General features: G+C 45.8%; 31 protein-coding genes and 1 pseudogene. 3 read left to right on the forward strand and 29 right to left on the reverse strand.

Features of this window, described 5'->3' with window-relative positions:
• Positions 1–79: 79 nt before the first annotated feature.
• The 6 genes from MHB49_RS22195 to mtrB all read right to left on the reverse strand — a co-directional run bounded on the left by MHB49_RS22195 (position 80) and on the right by mtrB (position 4139).
• Positions 80–697: a UbiX family flavin prenyltransferase gene (locus tag MHB49_RS22195; protein WP_405153031.1), complete on the reverse strand. Its 618-nt coding sequence runs from the start codon at positions 695–697 to the stop codon at positions 80–82.
• Positions 698–699: 2 nt separating this feature from the next.
• Positions 700–1566, reverse strand: coding sequence for a UbiA-like polyprenyltransferase (locus MHB49_RS22200; RefSeq protein WP_247898213.1), 867 nt, complete (start codon positions 1564–1566; stop codon positions 700–702).
• Entirely contained in the window at positions 1559–2287 is a 729-nt protein-coding gene (locus tag MHB49_RS22205) for a demethylmenaquinone methyltransferase (RefSeq protein ID WP_405153032.1), read from the reverse strand. The genes MHB49_RS22200 and MHB49_RS22205 overlap by 8 nt, the downstream gene beginning before the upstream one ends.
• Positions 2288–2302: 15 nt before the next feature.
• Positions 2303–3166 (reverse strand): heptaprenyl diphosphate synthase component 1, encoded by an 864-nt coding sequence (locus tag MHB49_RS22210; RefSeq protein ID WP_405153033.1) that lies wholly within the window; start codon positions 3164–3166, stop codon positions 2303–2305.
• A 101-nt stretch (positions 3167–3267) separates the two neighbouring features.
• Positions 3268–3819 carry a hypothetical protein gene (locus MHB49_RS22215; protein WP_405153034.1) on the reverse strand — a complete coding sequence of 184 codons (552 nt, stop codon included), beginning with the start codon at positions 3817–3819 and terminating at the stop codon, positions 3268–3270.
• A gap of 98 nt (positions 3820–3917) precedes the next feature.
• Positions 3918–4139, reverse strand: a complete 222-nt coding sequence (gene mtrB / locus MHB49_RS22220) for a trp RNA-binding attenuation protein MtrB (protein WP_024630669.1) — start codon at positions 4137–4139, stop codon at positions 3918–3920.
• A gap of 147 nt (positions 4140–4286) precedes the next feature.
• Between mtrB and MHB49_RS22225 the strand changes: the two genes are divergently transcribed.
• Positions 4287–4448 carry a hypothetical protein gene (locus tag MHB49_RS22225; RefSeq protein WP_405153035.1) on the forward strand — a complete coding sequence of 54 codons (162 nt, stop codon included), beginning with the start codon at positions 4287–4289 and terminating at the stop codon, positions 4446–4448.
• Between the two features lie 65 nt (positions 4449–4513).
• On the opposite strand, the gene MHB49_RS22230 is transcribed toward MHB49_RS22225, so the two are convergent.
• The 5 genes from MHB49_RS22230 to spoIVA all read right to left on the reverse strand — a co-directional run bounded on the left by MHB49_RS22230 (position 4514) and on the right by spoIVA (position 10408).
• Entirely contained in the window at positions 4514–4786 is a 273-nt protein-coding gene (locus MHB49_RS22230; protein ID WP_024630670.1) for an HU family DNA-binding protein, read from the reverse strand.
• A 221-nt stretch (positions 4787–5007) separates the two neighbouring features.
• On the reverse strand, positions 5008–5994 hold the full coding sequence (locus MHB49_RS22235) for an ABC transporter permease (protein ID WP_063566763.1): 987 nt from the start codon (positions 5992–5994) through the stop codon (positions 5008–5010).
• The gene (locus tag MHB49_RS22240) at positions 5991–7508 is read right to left on the reverse strand and encodes a sugar ABC transporter ATP-binding protein (RefSeq protein ID WP_405153036.1); all 1518 of its coding nucleotides are present in this window, start codon (positions 7506–7508) and stop codon (positions 5991–5993) included. The genes MHB49_RS22235 and MHB49_RS22240 overlap by 4 nt, the downstream gene beginning before the upstream one ends.
• Positions 7509–7614: 106 nt before the next feature.
• Positions 7615–8712 carry a sugar ABC transporter substrate-binding protein gene (locus tag MHB49_RS22245; RefSeq protein WP_109998484.1) on the reverse strand — a complete coding sequence of 366 codons (1098 nt, stop codon included), beginning with the start codon at positions 8710–8712 and terminating at the stop codon, positions 7615–7617.
• Between the two features lie 217 nt (positions 8713–8929).
• A complete protein-coding gene (gene spoIVA / locus MHB49_RS22250) occupies positions 8930–10408 on the reverse strand; it encodes a stage IV sporulation protein A (RefSeq protein WP_247898219.1) in 1479 nt (492 codons plus the stop codon).
• 453 nt (positions 10409–10861) lie between these two features.
• Between spoIVA and MHB49_RS22255 the strand changes: the two are divergent.
• Positions 10862–11151 (forward strand): annotated as a pseudogene (locus MHB49_RS22255) (tautomerase family protein).
• Between the two features lie 153 nt (positions 11152–11304).
• Here MHB49_RS22255 and MHB49_RS22260 read toward each other — a convergent pair.
• The 18 genes from MHB49_RS22260 to MHB49_RS22345 all read right to left on the reverse strand — a co-directional run bounded on the left by MHB49_RS22260 (position 11305) and on the right by MHB49_RS22345 (position 24588).
• Complete coding sequence (locus MHB49_RS22260; RefSeq protein WP_405153037.1) at positions 11305–12078, reverse strand: hypothetical protein; 774 nt, start codon at positions 12076–12078, stop codon at positions 11305–11307.
• A 35-nt stretch (positions 12079–12113) separates the two neighbouring features.
• Entirely contained in the window at positions 12114–12467 is a 354-nt protein-coding gene (locus tag MHB49_RS22265; protein WP_405157216.1) for a 2Fe-2S iron-sulfur cluster-binding protein, read from the reverse strand.
• Positions 12468–12483: 16 nt separating this feature from the next.
• Positions 12484–13101: a hypothetical protein gene (locus MHB49_RS22270; protein WP_405153038.1), complete on the reverse strand. Its 618-nt coding sequence runs from the start codon at positions 13099–13101 to the stop codon at positions 12484–12486.
• A gap of 83 nt (positions 13102–13184) precedes the next feature.
• Positions 13185–13364 (reverse strand): DUF2768 family protein, encoded by a 180-nt coding sequence (locus tag MHB49_RS22275; RefSeq protein WP_053780676.1) that lies wholly within the window; start codon positions 13362–13364, stop codon positions 13185–13187.
• Positions 13365–13535: 171 nt separating this feature from the next.
• Positions 13536–13811 (reverse strand): stage VI sporulation protein F, encoded by a 276-nt coding sequence (locus MHB49_RS22280; protein WP_247898223.1) that lies wholly within the window; start codon positions 13809–13811, stop codon positions 13536–13538.
• 99 nt (positions 13812–13910) lie between these two features.
• Entirely contained in the window at positions 13911–14951 is a 1041-nt protein-coding gene (locus tag MHB49_RS22285) for an NAD(P)H-dependent glycerol-3-phosphate dehydrogenase (protein WP_405153039.1), read from the reverse strand.
• Complete coding sequence (plsY, locus tag MHB49_RS22290) at positions 14944–15567, reverse strand: glycerol-3-phosphate 1-O-acyltransferase PlsY (RefSeq protein ID WP_247898225.1); 624 nt, start codon at positions 15565–15567, stop codon at positions 14944–14946. The genes MHB49_RS22285 and plsY overlap by 8 nt, the downstream gene beginning before the upstream one ends.
• Positions 15568–15578: 11 nt before the next feature.
• The gene (der, locus tag MHB49_RS22295) at positions 15579–16901 is read right to left on the reverse strand and encodes a ribosome biogenesis GTPase Der (protein WP_024630683.1); all 1323 of its coding nucleotides are present in this window, start codon (positions 16899–16901) and stop codon (positions 15579–15581) included.
• Positions 16902–17085: 184 nt separating this feature from the next.
• Entirely contained in the window at positions 17086–18300 is a 1215-nt protein-coding gene (gene rpsA, locus MHB49_RS22300; protein ID WP_405153040.1) for a 30S ribosomal protein S1, read from the reverse strand.
• 143 nt (positions 18301–18443) lie between these two features.
• On the reverse strand, positions 18444–19031 hold the full coding sequence (locus MHB49_RS22305) for a 1-acyl-sn-glycerol-3-phosphate acyltransferase (protein WP_090900627.1): 588 nt from the start codon (positions 19029–19031) through the stop codon (positions 18444–18446).
• Positions 19028–19732, reverse strand: coding sequence for a (d)CMP kinase (gene cmk / locus MHB49_RS22310; RefSeq protein WP_405153041.1), 705 nt, complete (start codon positions 19730–19732; stop codon positions 19028–19030). Before cmk ends, MHB49_RS22305 begins: the two co-directional genes overlap by 4 nt.
• 113 nt (positions 19733–19845) lie before the next feature.
• Positions 19846–20061 (reverse strand): hypothetical protein, encoded by a 216-nt coding sequence (locus tag MHB49_RS22315; protein WP_247898228.1) that lies wholly within the window; start codon positions 20059–20061, stop codon positions 19846–19848.
• Positions 20062–20130: 69 nt separating this feature from the next.
• Positions 20131–20784, reverse strand: a complete 654-nt coding sequence (locus tag MHB49_RS22320) for a flagellar brake protein (protein WP_405153042.1) — start codon at positions 20782–20784, stop codon at positions 20131–20133.
• 153 nt (positions 20785–20937) lie between these two features.
• Positions 20938–22284, reverse strand: coding sequence for a germination protein YpeB (gene ypeB, locus MHB49_RS22325; RefSeq protein WP_405153043.1), 1347 nt, complete (start codon positions 22282–22284; stop codon positions 20938–20940).
• Positions 22285–22405: 121 nt separating this feature from the next.
• Positions 22406–22579, reverse strand: coding sequence for a hypothetical protein (locus MHB49_RS22330; RefSeq protein WP_247903370.1), 174 nt, complete (start codon positions 22577–22579; stop codon positions 22406–22408).
• 112 nt (positions 22580–22691) lie between these two features.
• The gene (gene prsW / locus MHB49_RS22335) at positions 22692–23387 is read right to left on the reverse strand and encodes a glutamic-type intramembrane protease PrsW (RefSeq protein WP_247898231.1); all 696 of its coding nucleotides are present in this window, start codon (positions 23385–23387) and stop codon (positions 22692–22694) included.
• Between the two features lie 42 nt (positions 23388–23429).
• Positions 23430–24044, reverse strand: coding sequence for a genetic competence negative regulator (locus tag MHB49_RS22340; protein ID WP_405153044.1), 615 nt, complete (start codon positions 24042–24044; stop codon positions 23430–23432).
• 187 nt (positions 24045–24231) lie between these two features.
• A complete protein-coding gene (locus MHB49_RS22345) occupies positions 24232–24588 on the reverse strand; it encodes a hypothetical protein (RefSeq protein ID WP_405153045.1) in 357 nt (118 codons plus the stop codon).
• A 94-nt stretch (positions 24589–24682) separates the two neighbouring features.
• Between MHB49_RS22345 and MHB49_RS22350 the strand changes: the two genes are divergently transcribed.
• Positions 24683–25630, forward strand: coding sequence for a polysaccharide deacetylase family protein (locus tag MHB49_RS22350; RefSeq protein WP_405153046.1), 948 nt, complete (start codon positions 24683–24685; stop codon positions 25628–25630).
• Positions 25631–25639 lie beyond the last annotated feature (9 nt).

Raw genomic sequence — 25639 nt, forward strand, 5'->3', positions numbered from 1 at the left:
CAATACCCCGGGATTGGGGGACAACAAAGCCCCCTGCAATTCACAGTCAGCAGATTTAAAATTGCAGGAAGCTCAGAAGCTATCCCCGTTCATCCGGTTCACCCCATCTTGTAAACAGTTGATGCGGGATGCGCAAACTATCGAGCACTTTACCCACTAGAAACAGAATCAACTCGTCCATCGTTTGGGGTTTGTAATAAAAAGCCGGCATGGCCGGTATCATGCGGACACCAAGCCGTGAAAGCTTCAGCATGTTTTCCAGATGGATGGCATGCAGTGGCGTCTCACGTGGCACCAGGATCAGCGTTCTTCCTTCTTTCATCATGACATCGGCAGCTCGGGACATCAGGTTTTCCGACGACCCTTGTGCAATGGATGAAAGAGTACCCATGGAGCAAGGCATGATAATCATGCCTTCTGCCAGGAAAGAACCGCTTGCGATGGAGGCACCAATATCACTAACAGGATGATAGATCAGGGAACCGGCACGACTACCGAATTTTTCTTCCAGTAAACGGTCCCGATTCGTAACATCCCAGTCCATTTCTTCTTTCAATACACGCCACCCGGCATTGGAGATCACCAGATGCACGGTGTATTCAAGATCAAGCAGCGTTTCAATTAATCTAACGCCATATATACTTCCACTGGCCCCGGTAATTCCGACAACAAGTCGTTTATTGTCCGGCTGCTGCATCTCTATTTCACCGCCAAATCAATCAGGGTAAACGTAAATACAACCAGGCTCAGAACACTATTCATCGTAAAGAATGCTGTTTGTACACGGCTCATGTCATTTGGTGATACGATATAGTGCTCATAGAACAGAATACCATAAGTAATCAGCATTCCAGCGCCATACCACCAGCTCAGATCTGTCATCAGTAACAATGCAAGGAAACCAATTGCTGTAATCACGTGGAAAAACTTGGCGATCTGTAATGATTTATTAAGACCGAAACGGGAAGGAATGGAATGAAGCCCCTCTCCCTGGTCGAACTCCAGATCCTGACATGCGTAGATGATATCAAATCCTGCAGTCCAGAATACAATCGTAACGTACAGCACAATCGCTGTCCAATCCATCGTACCTGTAACCGCCACCCATCCTCCAAGCGGCGCAAGACCAATGGTCATGCCAAGAACAACATGGCACAGCCATGTGAATCGCTTGGTATACGAATACAATACCAGCATAAATACAGCTATTGGCAACAGCTGCATGGATAACACATTAAGGTTGGAAGAGGCCCAGAATAACAATACAAATGATACCACGATAAAAATAACGACCTCACCGTTTTTTAACAAACCGGCAGGGATTGCTCTCATTGCAGTACGCGGATTTTTCTTATCTATCGCTTGGTCGATCATGCGGTTCAAACCAAATGCCGCACTTCGTGCACCAATCATCGCAAGTAATACCCACATAATCTGCATCCAGGTAGGGAATGTATCTTTCACTACCATGGAACCGAGAATAGCTCCCATAAATGCAAAAGGTAAAGCGAAAAGCGTGTGTTCAATCTTGATCATTTCTAAAAAGATGCGAATTTTCCTAAACATGCTGATTCTCCTTGGTTCCAATATGCAGTGCCGCGATGCCCCCGGTTAGAGGGTAGGCCTGCACTTGCTGCAATCCGGTTTCTGCGAAAATGTCGGCCAGTTCCTTCCTTCCTGGAAAAAGTGCAAGTGAGTCCGGCAGCCATTTATACTGCTCATAACGTTTGGCAAACAATTTGGCAAGATTGGGTAATACTTGTTCAAAATAAAAATAATAAATACCTTTAAACGGCTGCCATGTCGGCTTGGACAATTCCAGACACACCACCATGCCACCCGGTTTCACTACACGTTTCATCTCCGACAGAACCTGTCTGAGATCCGGTACATTGCGCAGTCCAAATCCAATCGTCACATAATCGAATGAATTGTCTTCAAAGGGAAGCGACATCGCATTGCCCTGTACCAACGTAATTTGTTTTTGCCGATTTACAGCGTCAATCTTGGTTTGTCCAACCTCCAACATGTTGCTGCTGAAGTCCAGTCCATGCATGTGACCTGTTTCACTTGCTTCAGCCATCGCAAGCGTCCAGTCACATGTGCCGCAGCACAAATCGAGACCGGTGTCTCCCTTGGACATATTCATCTTCTTCATGGTAAATTTACGCCAAGCCTTGTGCCTGCGGAAACTCAGAATATCATTCATGACGTCATATTTACCGGCTATACTCTGAAAAACAGAATGGACAAATTCTTCTTTAGGTTTAGTCTCTCCGCTCCCCATTCGTCTGTCTCCCCCTCAATCTTCCCTTACTGCCGCATGTGAAGGCTGCAAATACATCAGGTAAGGCTCCAGGATTGCATTAATCTCTTGCAGTCCCCGTTGACCTTCCTCGTCTTGCAGCAATAGTTGTATACGGTGTGTACACTCACGAAGCTTGTCCAGCAATAACTCACCGATCCGATACTTGTGCACCATACCACTCCATGCTCTTGTATCCGGCTCCTGCTGACGCAGCAAATTACGCTCATCATCGTTGCCATACTCGTAAATTTGCCAGAAAGCATAACTGTGATAGAAGTTCTGTTCGTCATTCATCCGCTGCAGCTCTTCCATAATTGCCTCGCAGTAGCTGAATTCGGCCAAAAGGTCGTTCCATAGTGATGCTTCGTTATCGCGGATCAAGCCTGTAAAAGAAAGAAACAGCTGCATCTTCAGCTGTACTGTTTCACGCAAGTATTCTTCAGCCGAAACGAGAAGCTTTTTCATCCGTTCATACAGCGTCATCTTGCGAGCATTCACTTCGGATACAGCACCACTAAGTTTACCGATCATTTCAATTTTGCCTGCATGGGCAAGCAACTGATAGAAACGACTACTGAAATAATCTCCGGCAAGCACATTCAGCTGACGTGAACGCATCTCCACTTCTCTACGCTCTCCGGATATCGTATCGATTCGATCATGCGTATCCATGGCCAACTGAACGAGCGAGGTTGCAAGAGCATACAGCTCATCATGCACCTTTTCGTCTGTGCGGCCCACAAATACCTGCAGCAGACGAGCCCGGCTATCCGGAAATGATGGGATTTCCGTATGTTGTCGAATCATGTCGTAATCCGTATATTTCTTTGCTAGTTGGGGTACGCGATATGAATTCATTCTCAGCCTCCGAGCCTTTGCATTGTTAAACCATTTCTGCACTACAATCTTATATATTATAGCATATGTTTATCGGGCACGCACTGAATCCTGCTATTCTATTACCCCTGACTTGACATTTCGAATTGCTTCTTCCAAAGTTCGGTCTCCATCATATGAAACCAATCCTTCAATTCGTCGGAGAGGATCGGGCTATTCCAGTCTCGAAGCGTTTCGATCGCATACATCGGCCATTCCCCGCTCCGAAAATCAGCAGCGAGCAACAAATGTCTTTTGTGAAGCCATTCATCCTCTGCCATAACACGCAGCATCACCTGTTCCACGTTATCCAGACTTCGAAAGCCCAAATCTGCCACAGCAGCCATATTACGATAGATTTCAGTGTAACTTGTGCTGGTTCCGGTAACCTTTAGATCAAGTGTCAAAATGGATTGTTTCCACTCCACCCTGGCAATGGGTGTCGATAATTTCATGGTGCTCAGCACATCCACCAGATTGTCTTCCGTTAGCTGGACTGGATGCTGCGTTGCAGAAACGGGCTGTATGTTTTCACCGCCCAAGGTACGCATATGTAAGGTTTGTATGGCAACAAGCAGAAGGACCGCCGCAACCGTTGCCAGCAGCGAAGCAGTCACAATCATCCGCGGTTTCATAAATGCCTCCCTGCCCTTACCTGTTAGTGTAGTCTGTCCGGTAAAGGCTCATACCTCATTGTACAATGAAAAAAAGCAGGCTATGCCTGCAATTTTCATTATTCCGACTGAATCTGTCCATGCTTGGTGATCAGCGTGGCTTTTCCACGGATTTTAATGGCGGAAGTATGATTGGTAAATTGGGCAAACATGACTTCTCCCTTATCCAGCTTCTCGGTATGGTGGAAACGGGTATCCTGACCTCGGGTTAAGCCGATCACCTGAACACCGTTCTCCTCCGCCTTAATTACGATATAATCACTGCCGGTTGGATGATCCATCACGCACATCCCCTCTCCTTGTTCAATAGCGTTAATGATGATTAAGATTGTTCCATTTGTCAACCAGCCCTTATGTGAATGGAGCGCAATAATTTGTTACTCCCAGGTCATACTACAAGTGATTCAGCCACAGAAAGGAGAGTCTCTATGAAATACATTCCCGCTGCACTGACAGACGAGCATATTCACCAGTTAAAAGAAACCGAGCAGCTACTGTCCTCAGCTGCTGGAGAAGAACTGATTCTGATTGCTTATGCGCAGCAACCGGATGAGCCGAAGTCGCTAGACGACAGGAAGAACAATGATTAAAAGGCAAAAGAAAAGGCCGTGAACAAGTCACGGTCTTTTGTCAACATATGGAATATGTAGAAATCTTATTTAATTCCGTCTTTGAGCGCTTTACCTGGTTTGAATGCAGGAATTTTGCTCGCAGGAATTTCGATTTCTTCACCTGTTTGCGGGTTGCGTCCTTTACGTGCAGAGCGCTCGCGAACTTCGAAGTTCCCAAAACCAACCAATTGTACTTTGTCTCCACTTTGAAGAGCCTCAGAGATTGCTTCGAATACGGCATCAACCGCTTTCGTTACATCTTTTTTGGACAATTCAGTAGCTTCGGACACGTGTGTAATCAAGTCTGATTTGTTCATTTGTTTTTTTCACCTCCTGAATCAATGTCCTGAATGTTATACTGTGTTTCCGTTTTATAGCGAAATATACGTTCATACACAAAAAATCTACGAACATCTTGAGCGTGATGAACACAAATCTCGGCCTGCGGTCAACAGTCATTTCCGGCAGAATGTCGCCTGAAACAAAGGTTGTTTCAGACGCCGAACAAATTTTATACTAATACAGACAGCACACAATTTCAAGTGCGGTTGCGGTTTAACACGTAAAATGTAACTGCCAGAGCAAGCACAAGCACCCCGCCTTTTACAATATCATGGGTGAAGTATTGAACATTCATCATCGTCAAACCGTTCACCAGAACACCAATCAGAACCGAGCCTATGAATGTTCCGATCACGTTTGGTTTACCTGCACCAAATACGGAGAATCCGACAAATACAGCGGCCACAGATTCCATTAACAACGGAGAACCGGCATCAATTTGCCCTGAACCTACTTTGGATGCATAGATAATACCGCCGATTGCAGCAAACACTCCAGCAGCTACATAAGCGAGTGTACGCACCTTTTTCACCTTAATACCGGATAGGCGTGCCGCTTCTTCATTGCCCCCCGTAACGTACATCTGGCGCCCATACTTCGTATACGTCAAAAAGATATGCACACCGATAACCGCAATGAGCAGCAGGATGACCGAAATCGGCATTCCCAGCCATTTCCCCTGTCCCAGCTGCAGAAATGTAGGGTCCATCTCTCCAGCAGCCTTGCTTCCGTCTGGAAACTGCATATGATTATAGATCGTGTATCCTTGAGCATACGTTTTATGAATTCCACCGATAATGTACATCGTGGCAAGGGTAGCCAGCAGATCAGGAATACGCAGTTTCACAATGAGCAGGGAATTAAGCCAACCAATCACAGCCCCAATAATCAATGGGACGATAATAACAACTGCCAGCGGCTGCTGATACCAAATCATCAACGAAGCGGTAACGACAGTAGTTAACGAGACGGTTGCCCCCACCGAAAGATCAAATCCATCTACAATGAGAGATAAGGTAACACCTATCGCCACAAATGTCACGATAGAGATTGAACCCAAAATATCGGTCAAGTTACTATACGTGAAGAAATAAGGCAATTTAATACCGAAAAATGCGATAACACCAATAATAACGATAATCGCCCCATAACGGAACGCAAAATCCAATGACTTATCCTTCATGCTTCCACCTCTTGTCCACCGCTTGCGTAGTATAGCAGCTGTTCTTGATTGGTCTCGCCCCGTTTGAATTCCTTTACAATCGTCCCTTCACACATGACTGCAATCCGATCACCAATGCCCAATCCTTCATCCAATTCACACGTGAAATAGATAACAGCTTTACCCGCCAAAGCCAGTTCGTTAATGATACGAAAAATGTCACTTTTGGCGCCGATATCGACACCTTTTGTCGGTTCATCAAAGATAAAGACGTCTGCATCCGCATTCAGCCATTTGCCAATGGCCACCTTTTGCTGATTGCCGCCGCTTAAATACTTCACTTCCTGCCGCACTGACGATGCTTTAATACCGAGTTGCCGTACTAAAGATTCCGCATTCTCACGCTCTCGCTTTCGACTTACAAAACCCAATCTACTAAGACGTCCAAGCAAAGGCAGGCTCAAATTGCGTTCCACGTTTTCCTCAATCAGAATCCCCTGTTTCCGCCGTTCCTCCGGCACTGAAACAATGCCCAGAGCCGCAGCATCAGCAGGTTGGGATAGTTGAAGTTCACGATTGTTAAGCCGAAGCTCTCCGCTCTCCAGCCGATCTGCACCAATCAACAAGCGGGAACATTCCGTTTTCCCAGCACCTACAAGCCCTACCACAGCAAGCACTTCGCCTCGACGAACAGACAGGTCCACTCCCTTGACACGGACTCCACGCCGAAGTCCTCTTGCTTCCAGCAGCACTTCACCAACCGGTGCTTCTGTCTTGGGGAACTCTTCCTCAAACGGTTTTCCGAGCATCTGCGTCACCAGATCATTGATCGTAAGCTCTTTTGCCTCACCCGTAAAGACATGTTGTCCATCTCTCATCACAGTAACGCGATCACAGTGACTCGTAACCTCTGGAAGGCGGTGCGTAATGAAAATACATGCCACTCCGCGTTCTTTCAACAAATGTACAATTCGGAAAAAAGCGTCCGTTTCTTCCTGGCTCAGCGGTGCAGTAGGTTCATCAAAAATAATGACCTTGGCATCCTGAATCAGGATACGTGCGAGCAGAATCATCTGCTTCTCCGCGAGCGTCAGGTCGGCTACTTTTTTGTGAACGGATATAGCCGCTCCCAATTCCTGCAAAGCTTCAGCCGCACGCTGTTGCAGTTTCCGCGGACTTTTCCACCAACCTCCGCTCGGCGACGCCAATTGATCCAGCATTATGTTCTCGGCAGCTGTCAATTGGGGAACCAGCGCAGCATCCACCTCTTGATACACACAATGAATACCACTCGCTTTGGCATCGCCTGGTGAATTCAGATGGAGCGTTTGCCCATTTAATTGGATGGTGCCCTGATCCAGTTGATAGGCCCCAGACAAAATTTTCATCAATGTGCTCTTGCCGGCACCATTTGCACCAAGCAGCGCGTGTATTTCCCCACCTTTGACAGAGAACTCCACGTCTCTCAGTGCAGGAATGCCTGCAAACTGCTTGTGAACATGTTCCATTTGAAGCAGAATCGGTGCAGTACTCATGACGCCAACCTCCAATCGCTCCCCTCCGGGAGTATCCCATTCTCATGTCGTTATTTTCATCATGGTTGGAAAAAGCGCGCCTTGTGGCGCGCCCCCATTACGCTGTTTATTTAGCAGTAACTCCGTATTCCGACATCCAATCCTTGATTCCCTGTGTACTTCCTCCCCAGCCCTCCACATACTCGGACAGCTCTGAAGTAGAGATTTGTTTGTCTGGCAGCGCATCACGCTGTACATAAACCGGGTTGAGAACCACTTGATCCTCAGTCTCATCCCCATTCAGCTTCTGGTATGCATAACGAACCTGAACACGTCCAATGTCGGTTGGATCAACCGCTGCGGAAGCTACCCAAGGGTTTTTCGGGTCCTGGATCATCTGCAAATCTTCATCACTCATGTCGATACCATATACCTTGATCTCGTCACGTCCTGCTTGCTGAATGGCACGCGCCGCTCCTTTGGCGAACTCATCCCATGCAGTCCACACCGCCGTGATTTCACCTTTTGGATATTGTTTCAGAATCGCTTCCATTTTGGCTTGTGTATCCAGCGCCGGGTTCTGTGCTGAACCAAACGTGGCAATCTCCTTGATGTCCGGGTTCTCTTTCAGGAACTTGCCGTAAGCAACCTGACGACGTTCCATTGGTGCAAAGCCAGCCACCCATACTTTTACGATATTGCCTTGTCCGTTAATATCTTTCTTCATTTGTTCCAGTGTAAGTTCAGCCATCTTCTGGTCATCCTGGGACAACACTGTTGCTCCCGGAACGCTAATGTCTGCATCAAACACAACAACCGGGATATTTTGTTCTACTGCCTTTTTCACACCCGGCTCCAGTAGAGAATCCCCGTGATCCGTCAGAATGGCATCGAATTTCTGGTTAATTGCGCTATCGAGCAACGATACCATTTTGGCTTTATCATTATCGGCGACAAACGTAGTCAGTTGTCCACCGAATTTTTCGATTTCTTCTTTAACCCCTTGCACGTATTGTTGTGAGAACGTACCTGTGTTAAATTCCATAATCAGTGCAATTCGTTTTCCGCTGAGTGGACCTGTTACCGCTTCGGTTTGAGGCTTGTCCTCCGTTGCGCCGGAAGCTGTAGTTGAAGCAGGCTCTTTTTTAATTCCGCAAGCGGACAGCGCCAATGTAAATACAAGCAGCACACTCAACCATACCCATTTTGAATTTTTTCCTCTCATCTCTTTCTCCCCCTGTTCACACTCTCTGTGATCTCGATCACAATAGTTGAATATTAATATAACGGCTAATCCCTAGTATGTAAATGGGTTTTAGTAATTTAAAGCTAAAACTCGCTAAGTTTTTATTCGAAACTAAAGTATCTTATCCAGTTCATCCAGAATCATGAAAATAAAACAAGAAAAAGACCGCGAGGTTTACCCCTACGGCCTTTTGGACTTACAGAATGATGGCGATTAATCCACCTGAACCTTCGTTAATGATACGTCCCAGTGTCTCTTGCAACTTGTATCGTGCGTTATCTGGCATCATCGCAATTTTACCCTGAATGCCTTCTCTCACGATGGAATGCAATGAACGACCGAACATATCTGAATCCCATACCTTGATCGGATCGTTCTCGAAGTCCTGCATCAAGTACCTCACCAGTTCCTCACTCTGTTTTTCCGTTCCGATAATCGGTGCAAACTCCGATTCCACATCGACCCGGATCATGTGAATGGATGGTGCGGTTGCTTTCAGGCGGACGCCGAATTTGGTGCCCTGGCGGATGAGTTCTGGCTCATCCAGTGCCATCTCGGCGAGGGATGGAGCCGCAATGCCGTAGCCGGTCGTTTTGACCATCTCCAGCGCCTCAGCGAAGCGATCGTACTCCCGCTTCGCATGGGAGAATTCCTGCATCAATTGCAGCAGATGATCTTTGCCTCGAATTTCAATACCAACAACTTCCACGAGGATCTGATCGTATAATTCATCCGGTGCATACAGATCGATTTCTGCCACACCCTGACCCATGTTCATGCCGCTCAGTCCGGCTCGATCGATGAATTCATATTCCATGAACTGAGCAACAACCCGATCCACGTCGCGCAGCCTCCGGATATCCTTAACCGTGTCGCGAACGGAATTTTCGTAGTTGCTGCGCAGCCAGTGGTTTTCATTCAGCACCATCACCCAGCTCGGCAGATTCACATTCACTTCATGTACAGGGAACTCATACAGCACCTCGCGAAGCACGCCTGTCACATCATCTTCGGTCATTGTAGCTGCACTGAGGGTCATAACCGGAATGTCATACTTGGCAGCAAGCTCACTGCGCAACTGCAGCGCTTCTTCACTGCGAGGGCGAGTCGAGTTGATCACCAGCACAAACGGTTTGCCCACTTCCTTCAGTTCGGCAATGACACGTTCCTCTGATTCCACATAGGAACTCCGGGCAATCTCAGCGATCGTACCATCTGTTGTGACCACCACACCCAGTGTGGAATGCTCCTGAATAACTTTGCGTGTACCAATCTCGGCAGCCTCCTGGAAAGGAATCGGTTCTTCAAACCAAGGCGTGGAGATCATGCGTGGTCCATTCTCATCCTCGTATCCCTTGGCTCCTTCCACCGCGTAACCTACACAATCCACAAGGCGCACATTGACATCAAGTCCCTCGGCGACCTTGATTTGAACCGCGTTATTCGGTACGAATTTTGGTTCCGTAGTCATGATTGTTTTGCCTGCGGCACTCTGTGGAAGTTCATCCACTGCACGGGCACGATCAGCCTCGCTTGCGATGTTAGGCAAGACGATTGTTTCCATGAAACGTTTGATAAATGTTGATTTACCTGTCCGGACTGCGCCGACAACCCCGAGATAGATATCCCCTCCGGTCCGCTCGGCTATGTCCTTAAAAATGTCCACTTTCTCCAATGAAATCCCCTCCCTAAATTACTCCGAAGGAAAAATGCTAAAGAGCATCCGCTTCGTTTTTTCAATCAGAAGACTGAAATCCCTGCAACGGTAGAGCCGCCTTTGTGAGTGCCCGGAAGTCGTCCGCCGCCGAACGTTGCATTCTGATGAAACCGGCGAAAGCGGCGTTAACTCGTACATGCAATTGGACTAGTATCATCTTATGTATCCGTATGCAGCATTATGACGCGTTTTTTTGTTTTTTTCTCAAGGTAGTGGCCTTAAGAGAATCGTCCCGCTCTCGGACTGCGCGTCTTTATTTCAATCTACTTTATGAGCGTGCCGAAACTTTTATGCCGATTGATTGAATTGGTTTTGGGTACCGTTCAAACCGTGCATTAGGTATACTGTGGGGGTAAGACATTTTTTAGCAGAGAAGAGCAGAGATAATGAGCTGAGAAAGGTGAGATGAGCATGGCACAAATCAAAGTATATGGACTAGGTGAGCACCTGAACCCATTCAAAGCACAGCTTTCACAGGTCATACACTCCGTTATACCATTATTGAAATCAGCATGTTCGAAGGCCGAACAGATCAAGTCAAGCGAGAACTGATTCAGCAATTATTCATACGGATAAACGAACAGTTGAAATTGTCGCCCAATGATGTGGAAATTACCATATTTGAAACACCGCGCAGTCATTGGGGGATTCGGGGATTACCCGGGGATGAACTTGACTTGAGTTATAAGGTGAAGGTCTGAACAAAAAAGTAATCTGAATATAGCTAATGGACCATGTGATGTGAACTATAAACCAACATAAAAAAGAGAGATGTTCCGTGATGCGGAATATCTCTTTTTTTACCTTAAGGATAATCATTGGATTGCACGTTCGAATCGAATTAAAGCTCATGATTACTTTGTTGCAACCGGGGTGTTATTCTGCCAGGTGTAGGCGATCGATTTTACAGGTACAAAGTAAGAATGCTCCAGCAAGAATTCACGCATATCTTCCACTTTTGTTGGAGCATTATCTGATTTCTCTACAGCCTGCATAATGTCAAAAGCATAATCCACATAGACATTGCCCTCGTCATCCATCATGAACGGCAGTTCCTGACCCGAATATATACTATTCAGTGTAACCGCTGGGGCACCAGCCTGTGCGGCTTGTTCCATATCTACAGCGTATAGACCCGGATACAATTCTTCCCCACTTGGTAGTTGATTGTTATGTACGGATTTGTACTGATTGACCATTCGCTGAACATCATTTACTTTCTGCACGGTTTGAAGATCCATGACTCTGACGGTGGGCTTCACTTCTTCGTCCTGAATGAGAAAGTAAGCGCTACCACCACTCTCAAACGCAGTGCTCGGTATTTCATCCAGATACCCTTGCTGTTGCAGCTTGGACAGATCGACTCTGAATTTTTCATATTTCGGTGTTTCCATATCTGCATTGATCATGGGCAATATCCCCTGATCCTGTTGGAATGCTTCTACCGCAGTTTGTATACGGCTTACGCTTTCCCTATAAGCTATTTTGGGATCGGGATTACTCTGGGACTGATACATACACCCCGTTGCTGTAAAAGCAAACAATAGGAATAAGAGTAGACAGGACATCTTCTGGAAGTGACGCCTCTGTCCGCCTGTTTTTACGCTCTTCGTCATATTCTCGTTCATCCGTATCCTCCTTGAATCGTTCCACTCAGGTATTCTTAGAACCAATCGTCCTCTTCCTGCTGCTGACGCTCCAATTGTTTACGAATTGCTGCCTTCAGAGGGTCCTCCGGAACATGAACCGTCACCGATCCCCGCACCTTTGCCTGACATGACAGCCGAGTGCCTGCATCCAGCAGAGAACCTAACTTACGCTTCTCCGCATCTGTTGGTGGATACAGCGCTGCAAGATGTTCCGAATCTACTCTCACCTTACACATCAGGCAGGCTGCCTTTCCGTCACATCGCGTTGTGATCTTCACCCCTGCACGGCGTGCAGCATTTAACAGCGTTACCCCTGGCTTTAACCGAATCGTTTTATTTTGCGGTAAAAACGTAATATTGTAATCCATCATTCTTCCTCCCAACCTACTGAGGCCATTCGAAGCCAACAAGCTCTTCCACTTCAGCTCTGAATCGGCTTGTCCATATATTTTGCTTCCCCAATAAAGTCATTAGAGGTTGATGTGATTCGGGCATCTGCCGAATCTGTCTTGCAATGGGTTCATAACGATCGGAACGGCCTCTCATTAAATTGAACAACAGCTCATGAGCAAGCGGCATTAGACGCAGTGTGTAAGAACCCACTTTGGCTTCAGGTGCATATTTGGCCAGTACATGCTCAATTTCAATACGGTACCAACTTTTACGTGACCACACTTCAAAACCACCAACCAGTTCCAACGCACAAGCCCCTACCTGATAATGACTGAGCAGCGAGGCATAAGGTCCCGTCTTATCTACGACAGGCTCGTCCAGCACCCTTCCAGGCGCAGATTTATGAAGCAACTTCGCGGCGGTGATATCAGCATAAATGTCAATATCTCTGGGAGGCTGTTGTAATTCCACCTGCTGAAGCAGCAACCCACAACTCCCCCCAAGCAACCATGTGCCCGGCTCTGTACCCCAGGCTTTCGCCGTTTCCAGCAAAGCCGCGTGTAATTCCGGGTAGCGCTCTGTCCGATCCTCCGTTTCGTGCTGCCTCATCGGCTCACCTTCCCTTCATCCGTTTTCGTTGTGTCAGTTTCTATGATGTGTTTATGCGGATGTTATCTCTCAGGCGAGAAAGATCAGGTCAGAGAAGCTATTCCGCCGAAAAAGCCAATCAGCATAATGAGAAAAGCAATTAAAGAAAGAATCCCACGTACAATACCTTTGGTTTTGGATCGAGCAAACGTAATCAGGAATACAGATAGTCCCATAATGAGGATTGCGACCAATGAAAGCCACATCTTGTCCATCGCGTTCATAATCCAGAATTCTCCCCTTCAGTCCGTTATTCATCACTGACACTGTGACAATTGCAACTATTATAACACGAAACTTTGCTTAGCTTTCCAAAAAAAAGACAAAAAGCAAGCCGGCAGATGCCGACTTGTCTTTTTGTCTTGCTCGATCGCCTGCATAACAGGCGCGATCTATTATTTTTTCATCATCATTTTCATTAATGATTCCATACTGTTTGGGTTTAATCCGCTTTTTTTGACGGCACTCACGATATCCTGAACTGTATCCTCAGATACCGGCACTTTTGCCATGGCGGATACTTGCTTGATCAGTTGGCGCAATTGAGCTTCATTCTGCATGGTGGACGGTTTTACTGTACTCGCCAATTTCTTGACGGCACCTTCCGTAATCGTTTTCCCTGTTTTTTTGTTGATCGCTTTCAGCGCTTCCTTGGAAATGTTGTTACCCATTCGTCTCCCCTCCTCCGGCAATACTCATGTGTATAGTATGAGTGCACCGCAAAAAAGGTGAATAAGCTTCTCATTTCGGGAAAGCTGCCTGTGTTACCATCAGGAATGCCATTGCTCCCAAGTTTCAAGCGTCATGACTTCCATTTCGGTCTTGGGATCACGTCCCATCAAAGCTTCAACTGCATCCCGCGGCTGCCTCTCCTGAAAAAGAACATGATAAAGCTGATCTGCAATCGGCATTTGCACACCGTATTTCTGAGAAATAAAGTGGGCTGCCTGGGTGGTCCGAATGCCTTCCACAACCATGCCCATGGAATTCAACACATCGTCCAGTTTCTGTCCTTTGCCCAGCATGGAACCTGCTCTCCAGTTTCGACTGTGCTGACTCGTCGCGGTCACGACCAAATCGCCGATCCCTGCAAGACCGGAGAACGTGAGCGGATTCGCTCCCATTTCCACACCTATGCGTGTAATCTCAGCCAACCCGCGTGTTAACAACGCTGCTTTGGCATTGTCACCAAAATTAAGCCCGTCTGACATACCTGCTCCCAGTGCAATAATATTCTTGAATGCTCCCGCCAGTTCTACACCAACCATATCTCGATTCGTGTACACACGGAAATAAGCATTCATAAACAAGCCTTGGGCCGCCTCAGCAGAAGCTTTATCCAGTGATGCCACAACAACCGTCGTTGGGCAACGCTTAACTACTTCTTCCGCATGGCTAGGACCAGAAAGTACAACGACATGTCCTTCTTCACATCCAAGTTCTTCCGAAATGACTGTGGACATACGTTTCAGGCTTTCTGTCTCAAAACCCTTGGTTGCATGAATGATTAACATTTCCGGTTTGTAATATGCTTTAAGTTGATGAGCAACCGAACGCATTGCCGATGAGGGAGCAACAATTAATACAGCAGAAGCCCCTTCAACTGCCATTCCCATATCCGTTGTTGCCTGAATACGGGGTGACAGCTCTGCACCGGGAAGGAAACGTTGGTTTGTATGTTTATTGTTGATCTCTGCGGCTTGGTCTCCACCACGTGTCCACATGATCACATCTAGCTGATTGGCAGCCAATACACTGGCAAGTGCAGTACCCCAACTGCCCGCAACCAGAACTGCAACTTTTTTAGACAACGCGTTTTCCCCCTCCAGGGTTTTTCGATCCCAATTTATTTTCCTGTCCTTTGGCGAGCTTCGCAATATTGGTACGATGTCTCCAGAACGCAAACAGACAAATAATCAGACTTCCCCAGAAGATACTCATCGAATATCCGGGCAACACAAGAATGAAGAGCGGTGTCAAAGCTACAAAAATCAGGGAACCCAATGAAACATATCGTGTCAATACGATGGACAGGATGGCAAATACTCCGGCGCACAGTGCAGGAACCAGTGCAAGAGTCACGAGCACCCCAATCGCTGTCGCGATTCCTTTTCCTCCACGGAAACGGAAGTACAGCGGCCAGTTATGTCCTGCAATAGCAGCTATACCACTAAGTGCAGGAATCCAATCGGAACCATTACTGAACCAAACCCCAATCCAAACGGCCGCAATACCTTTGAGTACATCCAACAGCAGTACCAGAATGGCCGGCCCTTTACCCAATATCCGCAATGTATTGGTAGCTCCTGCATTTCCGCTTCCGTGTTGACGGATATCGATCCCCCGTAGAGCTTTTGCAAGGAGGACACTAAAGCTGATTGAACCGAGAAGATAGCTCAGTACAATCGCTGCGATTTGTAAAATCACAAACTTCTCCCCTAACCTTCGTCGGACTTCCTCCGAGTAAATATACGAATTGGCGTCCCTTCAAAATCAAACGCTGCACGGATTTTATTCTCCAGGTACCGTTCATACGAAAAGTGCATCAATTCAGGATCGTTCACAAAAATAACCATGGTCGGAGGTTTAACCGCAACCTGAGTCACATAGTTGATTCGCATTCTGCGACCTTTATCTGTTGGTGGTGGATTAATCGCCACTGCATCAGATACCACATCATTAAGCAAATGCGTCTGAACACGCATAGAATGCTGCTGTGCTACACGCTGCACAACAGGTAGCAATTTTTGTAAGCGTTGTTTTGTCTTTGCTGACAAAAAGACAACCGGGGCATAAGTCATGAACAGGAAATGATCCCGAATTTTTTTCTCAAACTCATTCATTGTTTTATCAGACTTCTCCACAACGTCCCATTTGTTCACGACAAACATAGAGGCTTTGCCTGCTTCAAATGCATAACCTGCAATATGCTTGTCCTGCTCAATAATGCCTTCTTCGCCATTAATTACAATCAGAACAACATCTGCACGCTCAATGGCACGCATGGCACGCATCACGCTGTATTTCTCCGTCGTTTCATAGACCTTGCCACGTTTACGCATACCCGCTGTATCAATCAGCACATAGCGTTGGCCGTCTTTTTCAAACGGTGTATCAATCGCGTCCCGCGTTGTTCCAGCAACATCACTGACAATGACACGTTCTTCGCCCAAAATGGCGTTCACCAGTGAAGATTTACCAACATTAGGACGTCCAATCAGAGCTACACGAATGACATCGTCATCGTATGTCTCTTCCTCAAGTTCAGGCAATTTCTCTACGATGGCATCGAGCAAATCGCCTACACCTGTACCATGACTTCCCGATACACCGATTGGATCACCAAATCCAAATCCATAAAACTCATAAATGAGCTCACTGCGCCCGATATTATCCACTTTGTTAACGGCTACAACGATAGGCTTGCCTGAGCGGTACAACATCTCTGCGACTTCTTCATCAGATTGCGTAATCCCTGCTTTTGCATCACACATGAATACAATAACATCCGCTTCTTCAATGGCGAGCTCTGCCTGCATCCGGATTGATTTTAAAATGACGTCCTCGCCGTCGATTTCGATACCACCAGTATCGATAATGCTAAATGGTTTACCGTTCCATTCGCCGATTCCATAGATACGGTCACGGGTAATGCCCGGCTTGTCTTCCACAATGGCCAATCTGTCGCCGATAATCCGATTAAAAATGGTGGATTTGCCCACGTTCGGTCGCCCGACAATTGCCACAACGGGTCTTGCCATACATTCCACTCCTCCTGTCCATACTTACGATACTCATCATAGCAAAAAACACCTGTCTTGGCTAACGTTTCATGCCGTTATACTCGCAATAACAACAATCGGCGAACCCGCTGGGGCTCGCCGATCTTGCTTTTATTGTTCAGCAAAATATGCAGTATATAACTAAGAACCATGCATGTATAACTTATTTGAATTTGCTGAGTTTGTCACCGAACAGTTCGCCAAGCGTAGTGCTCATACCTTGATTGTTCAAGGAAACGTTCGGGTTGTTGATTTCTTCACGTGGAGCGTTGTTTCTTGCAGGTCTTTCGGATTTAGGCGCTTGAGCAGGAGCTTCTTCCGTTTCCTTGATGCTCAGGCTTACACGTTGCTCAGAAGGGTTCATGTCCAAGATTTTAACTTGAACTTCTTGTCCTTCTTTCAGCACTTCGTGCGGAGTGCCAATATGTTTGTGGGAAATTTGCGAGATATGCACAAGTCCCTCAACACCAGGAGCGATTTCAACAAAAGCACCGAAGTCAACCAGACGTTTTACAACACCTGTTACGATATCACTGGAGTTGAATTTGTCGCCAGCTGTTTCCCAAGGACCTGGTTGAACAGCTTTCATGCTCAGGCTGATTTTACCTTTCTCAGGATCAACTTTCAGCACTTTTACGTTTACTTTATCGCCTTCAGACAGAACGTCCGATGGTTTGTCAACGTGTGTCCAAGCCAACTCGGATACGTGAACCAAACCGTCTACTCCGCCTACATCAACGAAAGCACCGAATTGAGTCAAGCGTTGCACTGTACCTTCGATCACTTGGCCTTCTTGCAAACCAGCCATAACCGTAGCTTTGTTTGCTTCGAATTCTTGCTCAAGTACGTCTTTTTGAGAAAGGATCACTTTGTTGTTCTCACGGTCGATCTCTTTCACTTTAACACGCAATGTGCGTCCTTTGTAATCGCTGAAATCTTCAACGAAATGGCGCTCTACCATGGAAGCTGGGATAAATCCGCGTACACCCACGTCTGCTACCAAACCGCCTTTAACAACGTCAGCTACAACAACTTCGAATACGTCTTGGTCTTCAAAATGCTTTTGCAATTGATCCCAAGCGTTTTCGCTGTCGATTGCACGTTTGGACAGAACGAGTTTTTCTTTCTCGTCGTCGATGCTGAGTACTTTAGCTTCAACTTCTTGTCCCACTTCAACTGCATCCGACGCGCTGTCTACGTGTAGGGAAGACAGTTCACGAATTGGAATTACACCGTCATATTTATATCCAATGCTCACATAAGCTTGGTTATCTTCCAATTTGACGATGGTTCCTTTTACGGCATCTCCTTTTTTCAAGGAAACGAATTGATCCAACTCATCTTGGGTTGCTTCTTGATTTTTAATTTCTTCCGACATGTCAAATACCCTCCTCAATTCAAAAACCCCATTATATTCAAACCTGCCTGTAGCAGAGTTCAAAACACTTTCATCGCTGAAATGAACATCTTTAGTTTCCCTCAAAAATATGGAAACATGCACTCAGCTGCCCGACGATGCCGTTATTTGCTAGGCACGCCAGTTTGCACCATTTCATTAATTTTGGACATAATCTTCTCCGTCGCTCTCTCCAACGCATCGCCGGAAGGATCTTCCTTGAACTCGTCCAAATTCACTGGTGCTCCATAAACCACTTTCATCTTACGAAAAACCTTGTAGTTACCGATAATAGCAGTAGGAATAACTGTAGCACCACTTCGGAGAGCAAAGCTCGCTGCCCCTTTTTTGCCGATGCCTCCATCATTGTGTCGGCTTCCCGAAGGGAAAATGCCAAGCACTTCACCGTCACGCAAAATGTTGAGTGAGGTCTTGATGGATTCCTTGCTCACGCCTCCACGTTTAACGGGGAAAGCGCCTACGGCTTTGATAATTCGGCCAAAGACCGGAATATCAAACAATTCGCTTTTGGCCATGAAGCGCACCTGACGACGAATTTTAATACCAACCGTTGGAGGATCAAAGTTACTGATATGATTAGAACATAAAAGTACGCCGCCTTCTTTCGGGATGTTCTCCCGTCCAACTGCCTCCAGGCGGAAAAGAATGGTGTAAATGATCCGCAGTAATGTGCTGCAAAATGTGTAAATCATAGACCGATCTCTCCTCTGACCATTGTGCAATAAGACACGATTTTGTCAACCACTTCATGGATGTTCATCTTGGTTGTATCGAGCACTATAGCGTCCTCAGCACAACGAAGCGGGGATACTTCCCGACTTTCATCCAATTTGTCACGGGTGGCAATGTCTCGCTCAAGTTGCTGCAACGTCAGTCCTTCTGAGGGGTCCAGTTCTTTGAAGCGGCGAAGTGCACGCTCTTCCACACTGGCAGTCATGAAGATTTTCACTTCCGCATCGGGCAATACTGTCGTTCCGATATCGCGTCCATCCATGACGACGCCCTTGCGCAAAGCCATTTGCCGCTGTGTATCCACCAACTGCGTACGCAGCCCCTCGATTTGCGCATATCGGGACACGATTCCCGTCACCTCACGGGAGCGGATTTCCGAGGTTACATCTTCCCCATTACAGAACACTTTCTGTCCGTCGGGATCCGGTTGTAAATCAATGACCAGCTTTTGGGTTTCCTGAAGCACCTCTGGCACATCTTCCGGTGAAATATCTTTCCGAAGCATATGCAAGGTTACCGCACGGTACATTGCGCCAGTATCGACATAAATATACGCGAGCGCCTCTGCAACCAATCGGGCCACCGTGCTTTTCCCGGCACCGGCAGGTCCGTCAATTGCAACGTTCATCTTCCCGTTCTCTGATGTGTTCTGGCTTGCCAACGGGGCATTCCTCCTCAAACGATAAGCCTCAATAAAAAAACAGGCATTGCCTGCATCGTCAAAATTATACCACACTATACACATGGATGCAAAAACAGACAAAAACAATACCGCTATTGTTCATGTACTGTTTGCATCTGTATTGGTGTTCCTTCCAGACGATCAATGGAGGTCATATTCTTTTTCATACCAGGGACAAGAAGTAATACCTGATAGATCACAAGCAGAATAAGAAGAGCTGTAATAAGTTTCAGAGCCCTTCTTTCCATTCGCTTGGAAAAAACATAATATAAACGCTCGTATCTGCGGGATGCATGGCGATTGTTCACAGTCAGAACCTCCATTTTCCCATTACAGTGCCCATCGTCACATCTTTTTATCCCAAATGAACACCATTTTTATTTCGTTCGATAATCCAACTGGCGTTCAAAACAAAACTTGATGATCTTCTGCCGTTCCGAATCCGTAATCTGCACAAACTTTAACATGCAAAGCTGTCTGCCTGTTTCCAGTGTTTTGACCCGTACCACTTCAGCTTCAAAATTCGAATGTTCAATTGCTGCATTCCGATAAGGAATAAGTAACCAGCATTTCAATTTCTGTCCTTCAACAATAGTAAAACCGGGTTCACCATAAATGGACAGTCCCCCGCCGCCAATATCTTCAGTCAAGCCCACCACTCGGGTCAGATCCTCGCTCTGGATGGCCAGTTCAAGGTTTGCGTGAACACGCAGAAAACTGCGACGCTGGATTTTGGTAATGTCGTCCGGCAAAGGCTTGCGAATCCGTACAAGCCGAACTACATCTTCTTCAAATCCGGTCACATACGTGTTGAAATAATGACGAACCCCGTCTTCCGTAATATAAGAAATGGACAATTCCTCACCAAAAAACAGCCTTTTTAACCGGCTGCTTCCCTGCTGCATTGGAACTTCAATCAGGAAACTATTGTCATCCACATCCGCTATCCGCGATTTATATTCTTTGCTTTCCTCTTTTTCATCTGCAGAGGCAATTTGAATGTATAAAACTTCATTTATTTTGGGAAACAAGCTGTTCACCGCCACCTTAGCTTTTTATCTCGTATCGTATGTACAAGGACTATTATACCATGACCTTTCTCATAGTGGATAACAAAAAACAGACCACGATGTGGTCTGTTCAGTAATTTATTTGCAATTTTACAGCCTACCGGATTCTTGATGTTATGTGGTCTCATTCACCGGTTTGATTTCTTCAACAGCTTCCTCCGTACCTGTATCGGCGTTGATGTAAATTTTATATTTTGTACCATTGATGCGTCCACCAAACTCGTAACACAGTACTTCTTTACTGTAATCGTTCTTAATGAGTGATTTGCGAGCATAGCTCTCCTTAAAATCCGGATTCAGCTTTTTGCGGGCCTGTTCAACTGTGAGTTTAGCTTTTGGAATCTCTCGCTTCTTCTGATGCTCATATACAAAATCACTTGCCTGGAAACCGGTAACATTCCCATTATCAAGGCCAACCCGAACAGACATTTTCTCTGGGTAAATCAATGTATCGCCTTGTTTGCGCACATAGGTCAAGTTCCCGAGATTACCAAATTCATCATAATTGACTGCTTTCATATCTTTGTAACCCTTACTGGAAAGGAAATGATCCGCCTTGGACATCGCTTCCTTACGTGTTACTTTCTTTGTCCCGATTGGACGAGTGTCACTGTATGAGATGAGCAGACCGCCATTACGGGTAAAGTCCATACTTAATTTACTGTCCTTGGATTGATCAACCGTGGCTGTGTACGATTCCCAATCTGTACCTTTTCCATTTTCCTGTATTTGAATCTTGCCGTGTTCAGCATTCGAAAACTTGGCAGCCTTGCTTTGGATCTGCTCTTTAGTCATTGGTAATCCATCCAGCTTTTTCACCGAACGTTTGGCATAAATACTGGAGACCGAAGGACCCCAGTCAAGTTCAGGATATTCCTGTACCTTTTTGTTGACTGTCCGGAATCCATCCACGATTGTATTGTCCATCGTTTGCTCTTCTGTTGCCATAGCCGACTCGGCATCCATCCAACGTAAACGATTCGAAATGACTTTCTGCTGCACATCCTGCAGATTTTTAGTTATTTCGGATGAATTTGCATACAACTTTTTCAAGTTGCCCATTTCCTTCTCACTTAAAGGTTCATTTGTTAGATCACGCATGGACGCCTGATAAGCAAAGTTGGAGATGCGGGAGAGAAACTCCTCCGTTTCACTGAATGGCAGCATTGTGAGCGGCAATTGGTTGATTTCATTTTGTGCTTCACTGGTAAGTCGCCATACATTCATCAGACCTTTGCGGTGCATTCCTTGGGACGTGGCATGGACTGCCAGTGTATTCCCAATCTCCGAATGCAATTTGTCCATATGAAATGATAAATCGTGAAAAGCACGCTGATATTGATTCTCTGCCTTGATCAGGATAGCATTTTTCTCCTGATTCTCTTGGTACCCCCATACAAGAGCACCGATTAACAAAACCGCAAATATCGGAAACATAACTGAACTTAATCGTTTATACATCGGGTTGAGTCTCCTTTCTTCTAAGCCACTACCTCTATTGTGGATCGAAGAAAGACCTCTTATGCATGCGATTTCCAGCCTGTCCAATGACGGGCTTTTCACGCATGCCCCAATTGCTTCTCTAATTCAATTGCAACCAGGTTGTACCGTCATCTCCCTCAATTTCGAACTGATCCCGATTATCACACAAACACTGTTTAAAACCGGTCTCAATTCTTCCTCGTTCCTGCTTGCCTCTTAGCGTAAAACGTTCTCCACATTGTTTGCATCTGATTTTAATTTTGATTCTCATCATGCTTATCCCCGTTTCTATTTGTCTTTGCCCGGGAATTTTTTTGTTCCAACAAAAAACACACCGGGGCATCAGGCGCAGGTTGCGCTTCATGTCCACCAGTGTGTCCGTATTTTTATAATTTAATCTCTTCCTCACGCTTCACAAAACGAAACGGAGAACGGTTGTTGGCCCTTGTAATCTTGCCCATCGCTCCGTACCATAATCCTGCCATCAACGGCGCAATGAACCACAGCCAATGATTCACCATGGTATTCATAATGACATCGTAAAGTGCATGCCAGAAGAACGGCAAAACGAGTGAGAGCATAAGAAACCAACGTTTTTTCTTACCATCCGTAAACTTGGCCCGCCCCATGTAATAACCCATAATTACCGCAAACATGGCGTGACCAGATACAGGAAGCAACGCACGAATGAACATGGCTGTGACGGAAGCATTCCCCGCAAAGGCATACAACACATTCTCAACCGTAGCAAACCCAAGTGAAACAGCAACGGAGTATAAAATCCCATCATAGGGCTCGTCAAATTCAGTATGGTTATAAATAATATGGTATATGACAAACCATTTGACGAATTCTTCAACCCCACCTGAAATGAGGATGGATTCAACATAAGGATTATCTCCAAGCCAAATCATCATACCACGCTGAATAATCATCACAGGCAATACCATCAGAATCCCCATAAGAAAGACTCGAAATACCATGTGAAGAGGTTCAGAGTCATAACGGTCTTTCAGATAAAAGTATGTTAACAAGGCGAGACCCGGAGCTACTGCTGCCGCTAAAACCGAAAACAAAAGCACCGAAATTCCCTCCTCCGACTAAGACGCGATTACAACTAGAGCTTAATCCTGACGTTTGAAGTGGGTGCAGATAACCTCAACCGCTTGTTGAGGCATAACAACCTTTCCGTACTCTTCCATGACGGCAGGGGTAACGGAAGATCCTTCACCGAATTCAGCAAGCAAGGCAATCAATGCTGCATGTTTGGTGGAATCCAAGTCATCGGGTTCAAAATGCAAAAACCACTTGTCTTTATAGGAATAAAGTCTTCCAGCATCCGTTACATGCTGATGCAACATATGTGCAGCCTCAATTAGCACTTCAAAATCTTTGAATGCGTAGACGATGGAATCGCTCTGTTCAAGTGTAACTTCCATCTCATATACTTCTTCAGGCAGATCATCCTCATTACCTGAACCATATTGTTGCGGATCATATTTCCCCCGGGTGACAATGACAACCATCCCTTGAGCGGGAAGTGCGAATACTTCGACAGCAAGTGGACCTGTAGCATCAAATCCAAGTTCGGAATAAGCCTGGTCCATCATTTCAGTGAACAGTTCATGAACTTTAGGTATTTCCTGCCACATATCTTCTTTTTGTATTCCGCGCTCGCTCAGATCGTCAAAGGTCAGGAAAATCCGTATCTTATCGTGACTTAATCGTTCTATTTTCATACAGGATCTCCCCTTTATAAGCAAGTCTTATAACAGATTATGAAGCACAAAACAATATGTGCTGAAAATAAATCTATGTAGTTATGTTATCATTTTATACCTGCAAATGCACGAAGTAAAATCGACAAAAAAAGAATCATTCCACATCAAAACAGGACTGTGGATGATTCTAATGGGGAGTTTGTGTTTATAAACCCGGTACTGTAGTGTTTGTTTGAGTTAAAATTTGCTCAACTTCATGTTTAACATCCGGATTGGTGCGGATAAAATCCTTGAGCATATTCATGTTCTCTTCTTTTTCCTGCGGAGTGATCGGCTTAGCACTTTTTTTATGCATGCTTGTACGGGAATCTCCGCTTTGATCATTTGACTTGGAGCTGAATCCGTCCATACCCGGGAATGTCATCTCCATCATTTTGTGTTTGGCCTGATTCATCATATTGCGGGATGAACCGGAAGACAGCATTGACATTTTACCTTTGGACAGCCAAGAAGTGGCTGCTACGCCAATTACAACACCCCAGAAAAAGGATGACGCCTTCATTACACCAACCTCCTTTTAATGTTAAAATCACAACTAGTGTTTGCGGTAGTGCGTCATCTCATTCCGCATAAATACAGGAAAGCGAGTTGAAATCATGATTAGACACACCACCGCCTTAATTATGATCGCATGCATGCTCTTGTCAGCGTGTGGAACCAAGGACGAATCAACCTCTGAGCACGTAGGGTCCAGTTCTGGTTCGATTACTCCGACGCAGGAGCAGCAGAACGAGTCAAATGCCAATGACACAGTAGAAACTCAAACCACGGACTCCCCATCCTCAACCCCTACCTCAACGGACGCACATTCGGATCAAGAATCACTTGATGATGAAGAAATATCTTCGACAGAAAAAGAAGACACGGGTGAGAGCTCCGGCTCACAAGCAACCGAAAATCCTATTGAAAAAAAGTACCACATGAACTCAAATTACTACATCAAACCCAACGATAAAACAAGTGACAGCAAGGTGGTTTTGTTGACATTTGATGATGGGCCCAAAGAAGAAAAAATGATTAACGCATTAATTGACACATTGGATAAACATGACGCGAAAGCGATATTTTTTGTTAACGGATACCGAGTAAAAAGTCATCCCGAATTGTTGAAGATTATTCATGAGCGAGGTCAAGTGGTAGGAAATCACGCGTGGGATCATGAGGATCTGAAAAAAATGTCCAGTACTGCTGCCGCCAAACAGGTAACCGATGTGCAAAAGATTGTGAAAGAAACGATTGGTGTGGAACCTCATTTCTTCCGCCCACCTTTCGGTTCTGGAAATGATGCACTCAAGGCCACAGTCAAGAAAAACGGCATGTTATATATGACATGGTCCAATGGCTCACTGGACTGGGATAAGAGCACCAAAAACAAACCGGAGAAAGTAATCCAGAATGTGCTTGATCAATTAAATCCAGGTAGTAATATTTTGATGCATGAGTTACCCTGGACGGTTGAAGCGTTGGAAGAGTTATTATCGAAACTCGAACAAAAAGGCTATACATTTGTCGACCCTCGCTCCATTGAACTGGAAGCACGCTGAGTTTTAATG

The sequence above is a fragment of the Paenibacillus sp. FSL K6-0108 genome (genome assembly GCF_045040695.1).
Taxonomy (GTDB): domain Bacteria; phylum Bacillota; class Bacilli; order Paenibacillales; family Paenibacillaceae; genus Paenibacillus; species Paenibacillus pabuli_B.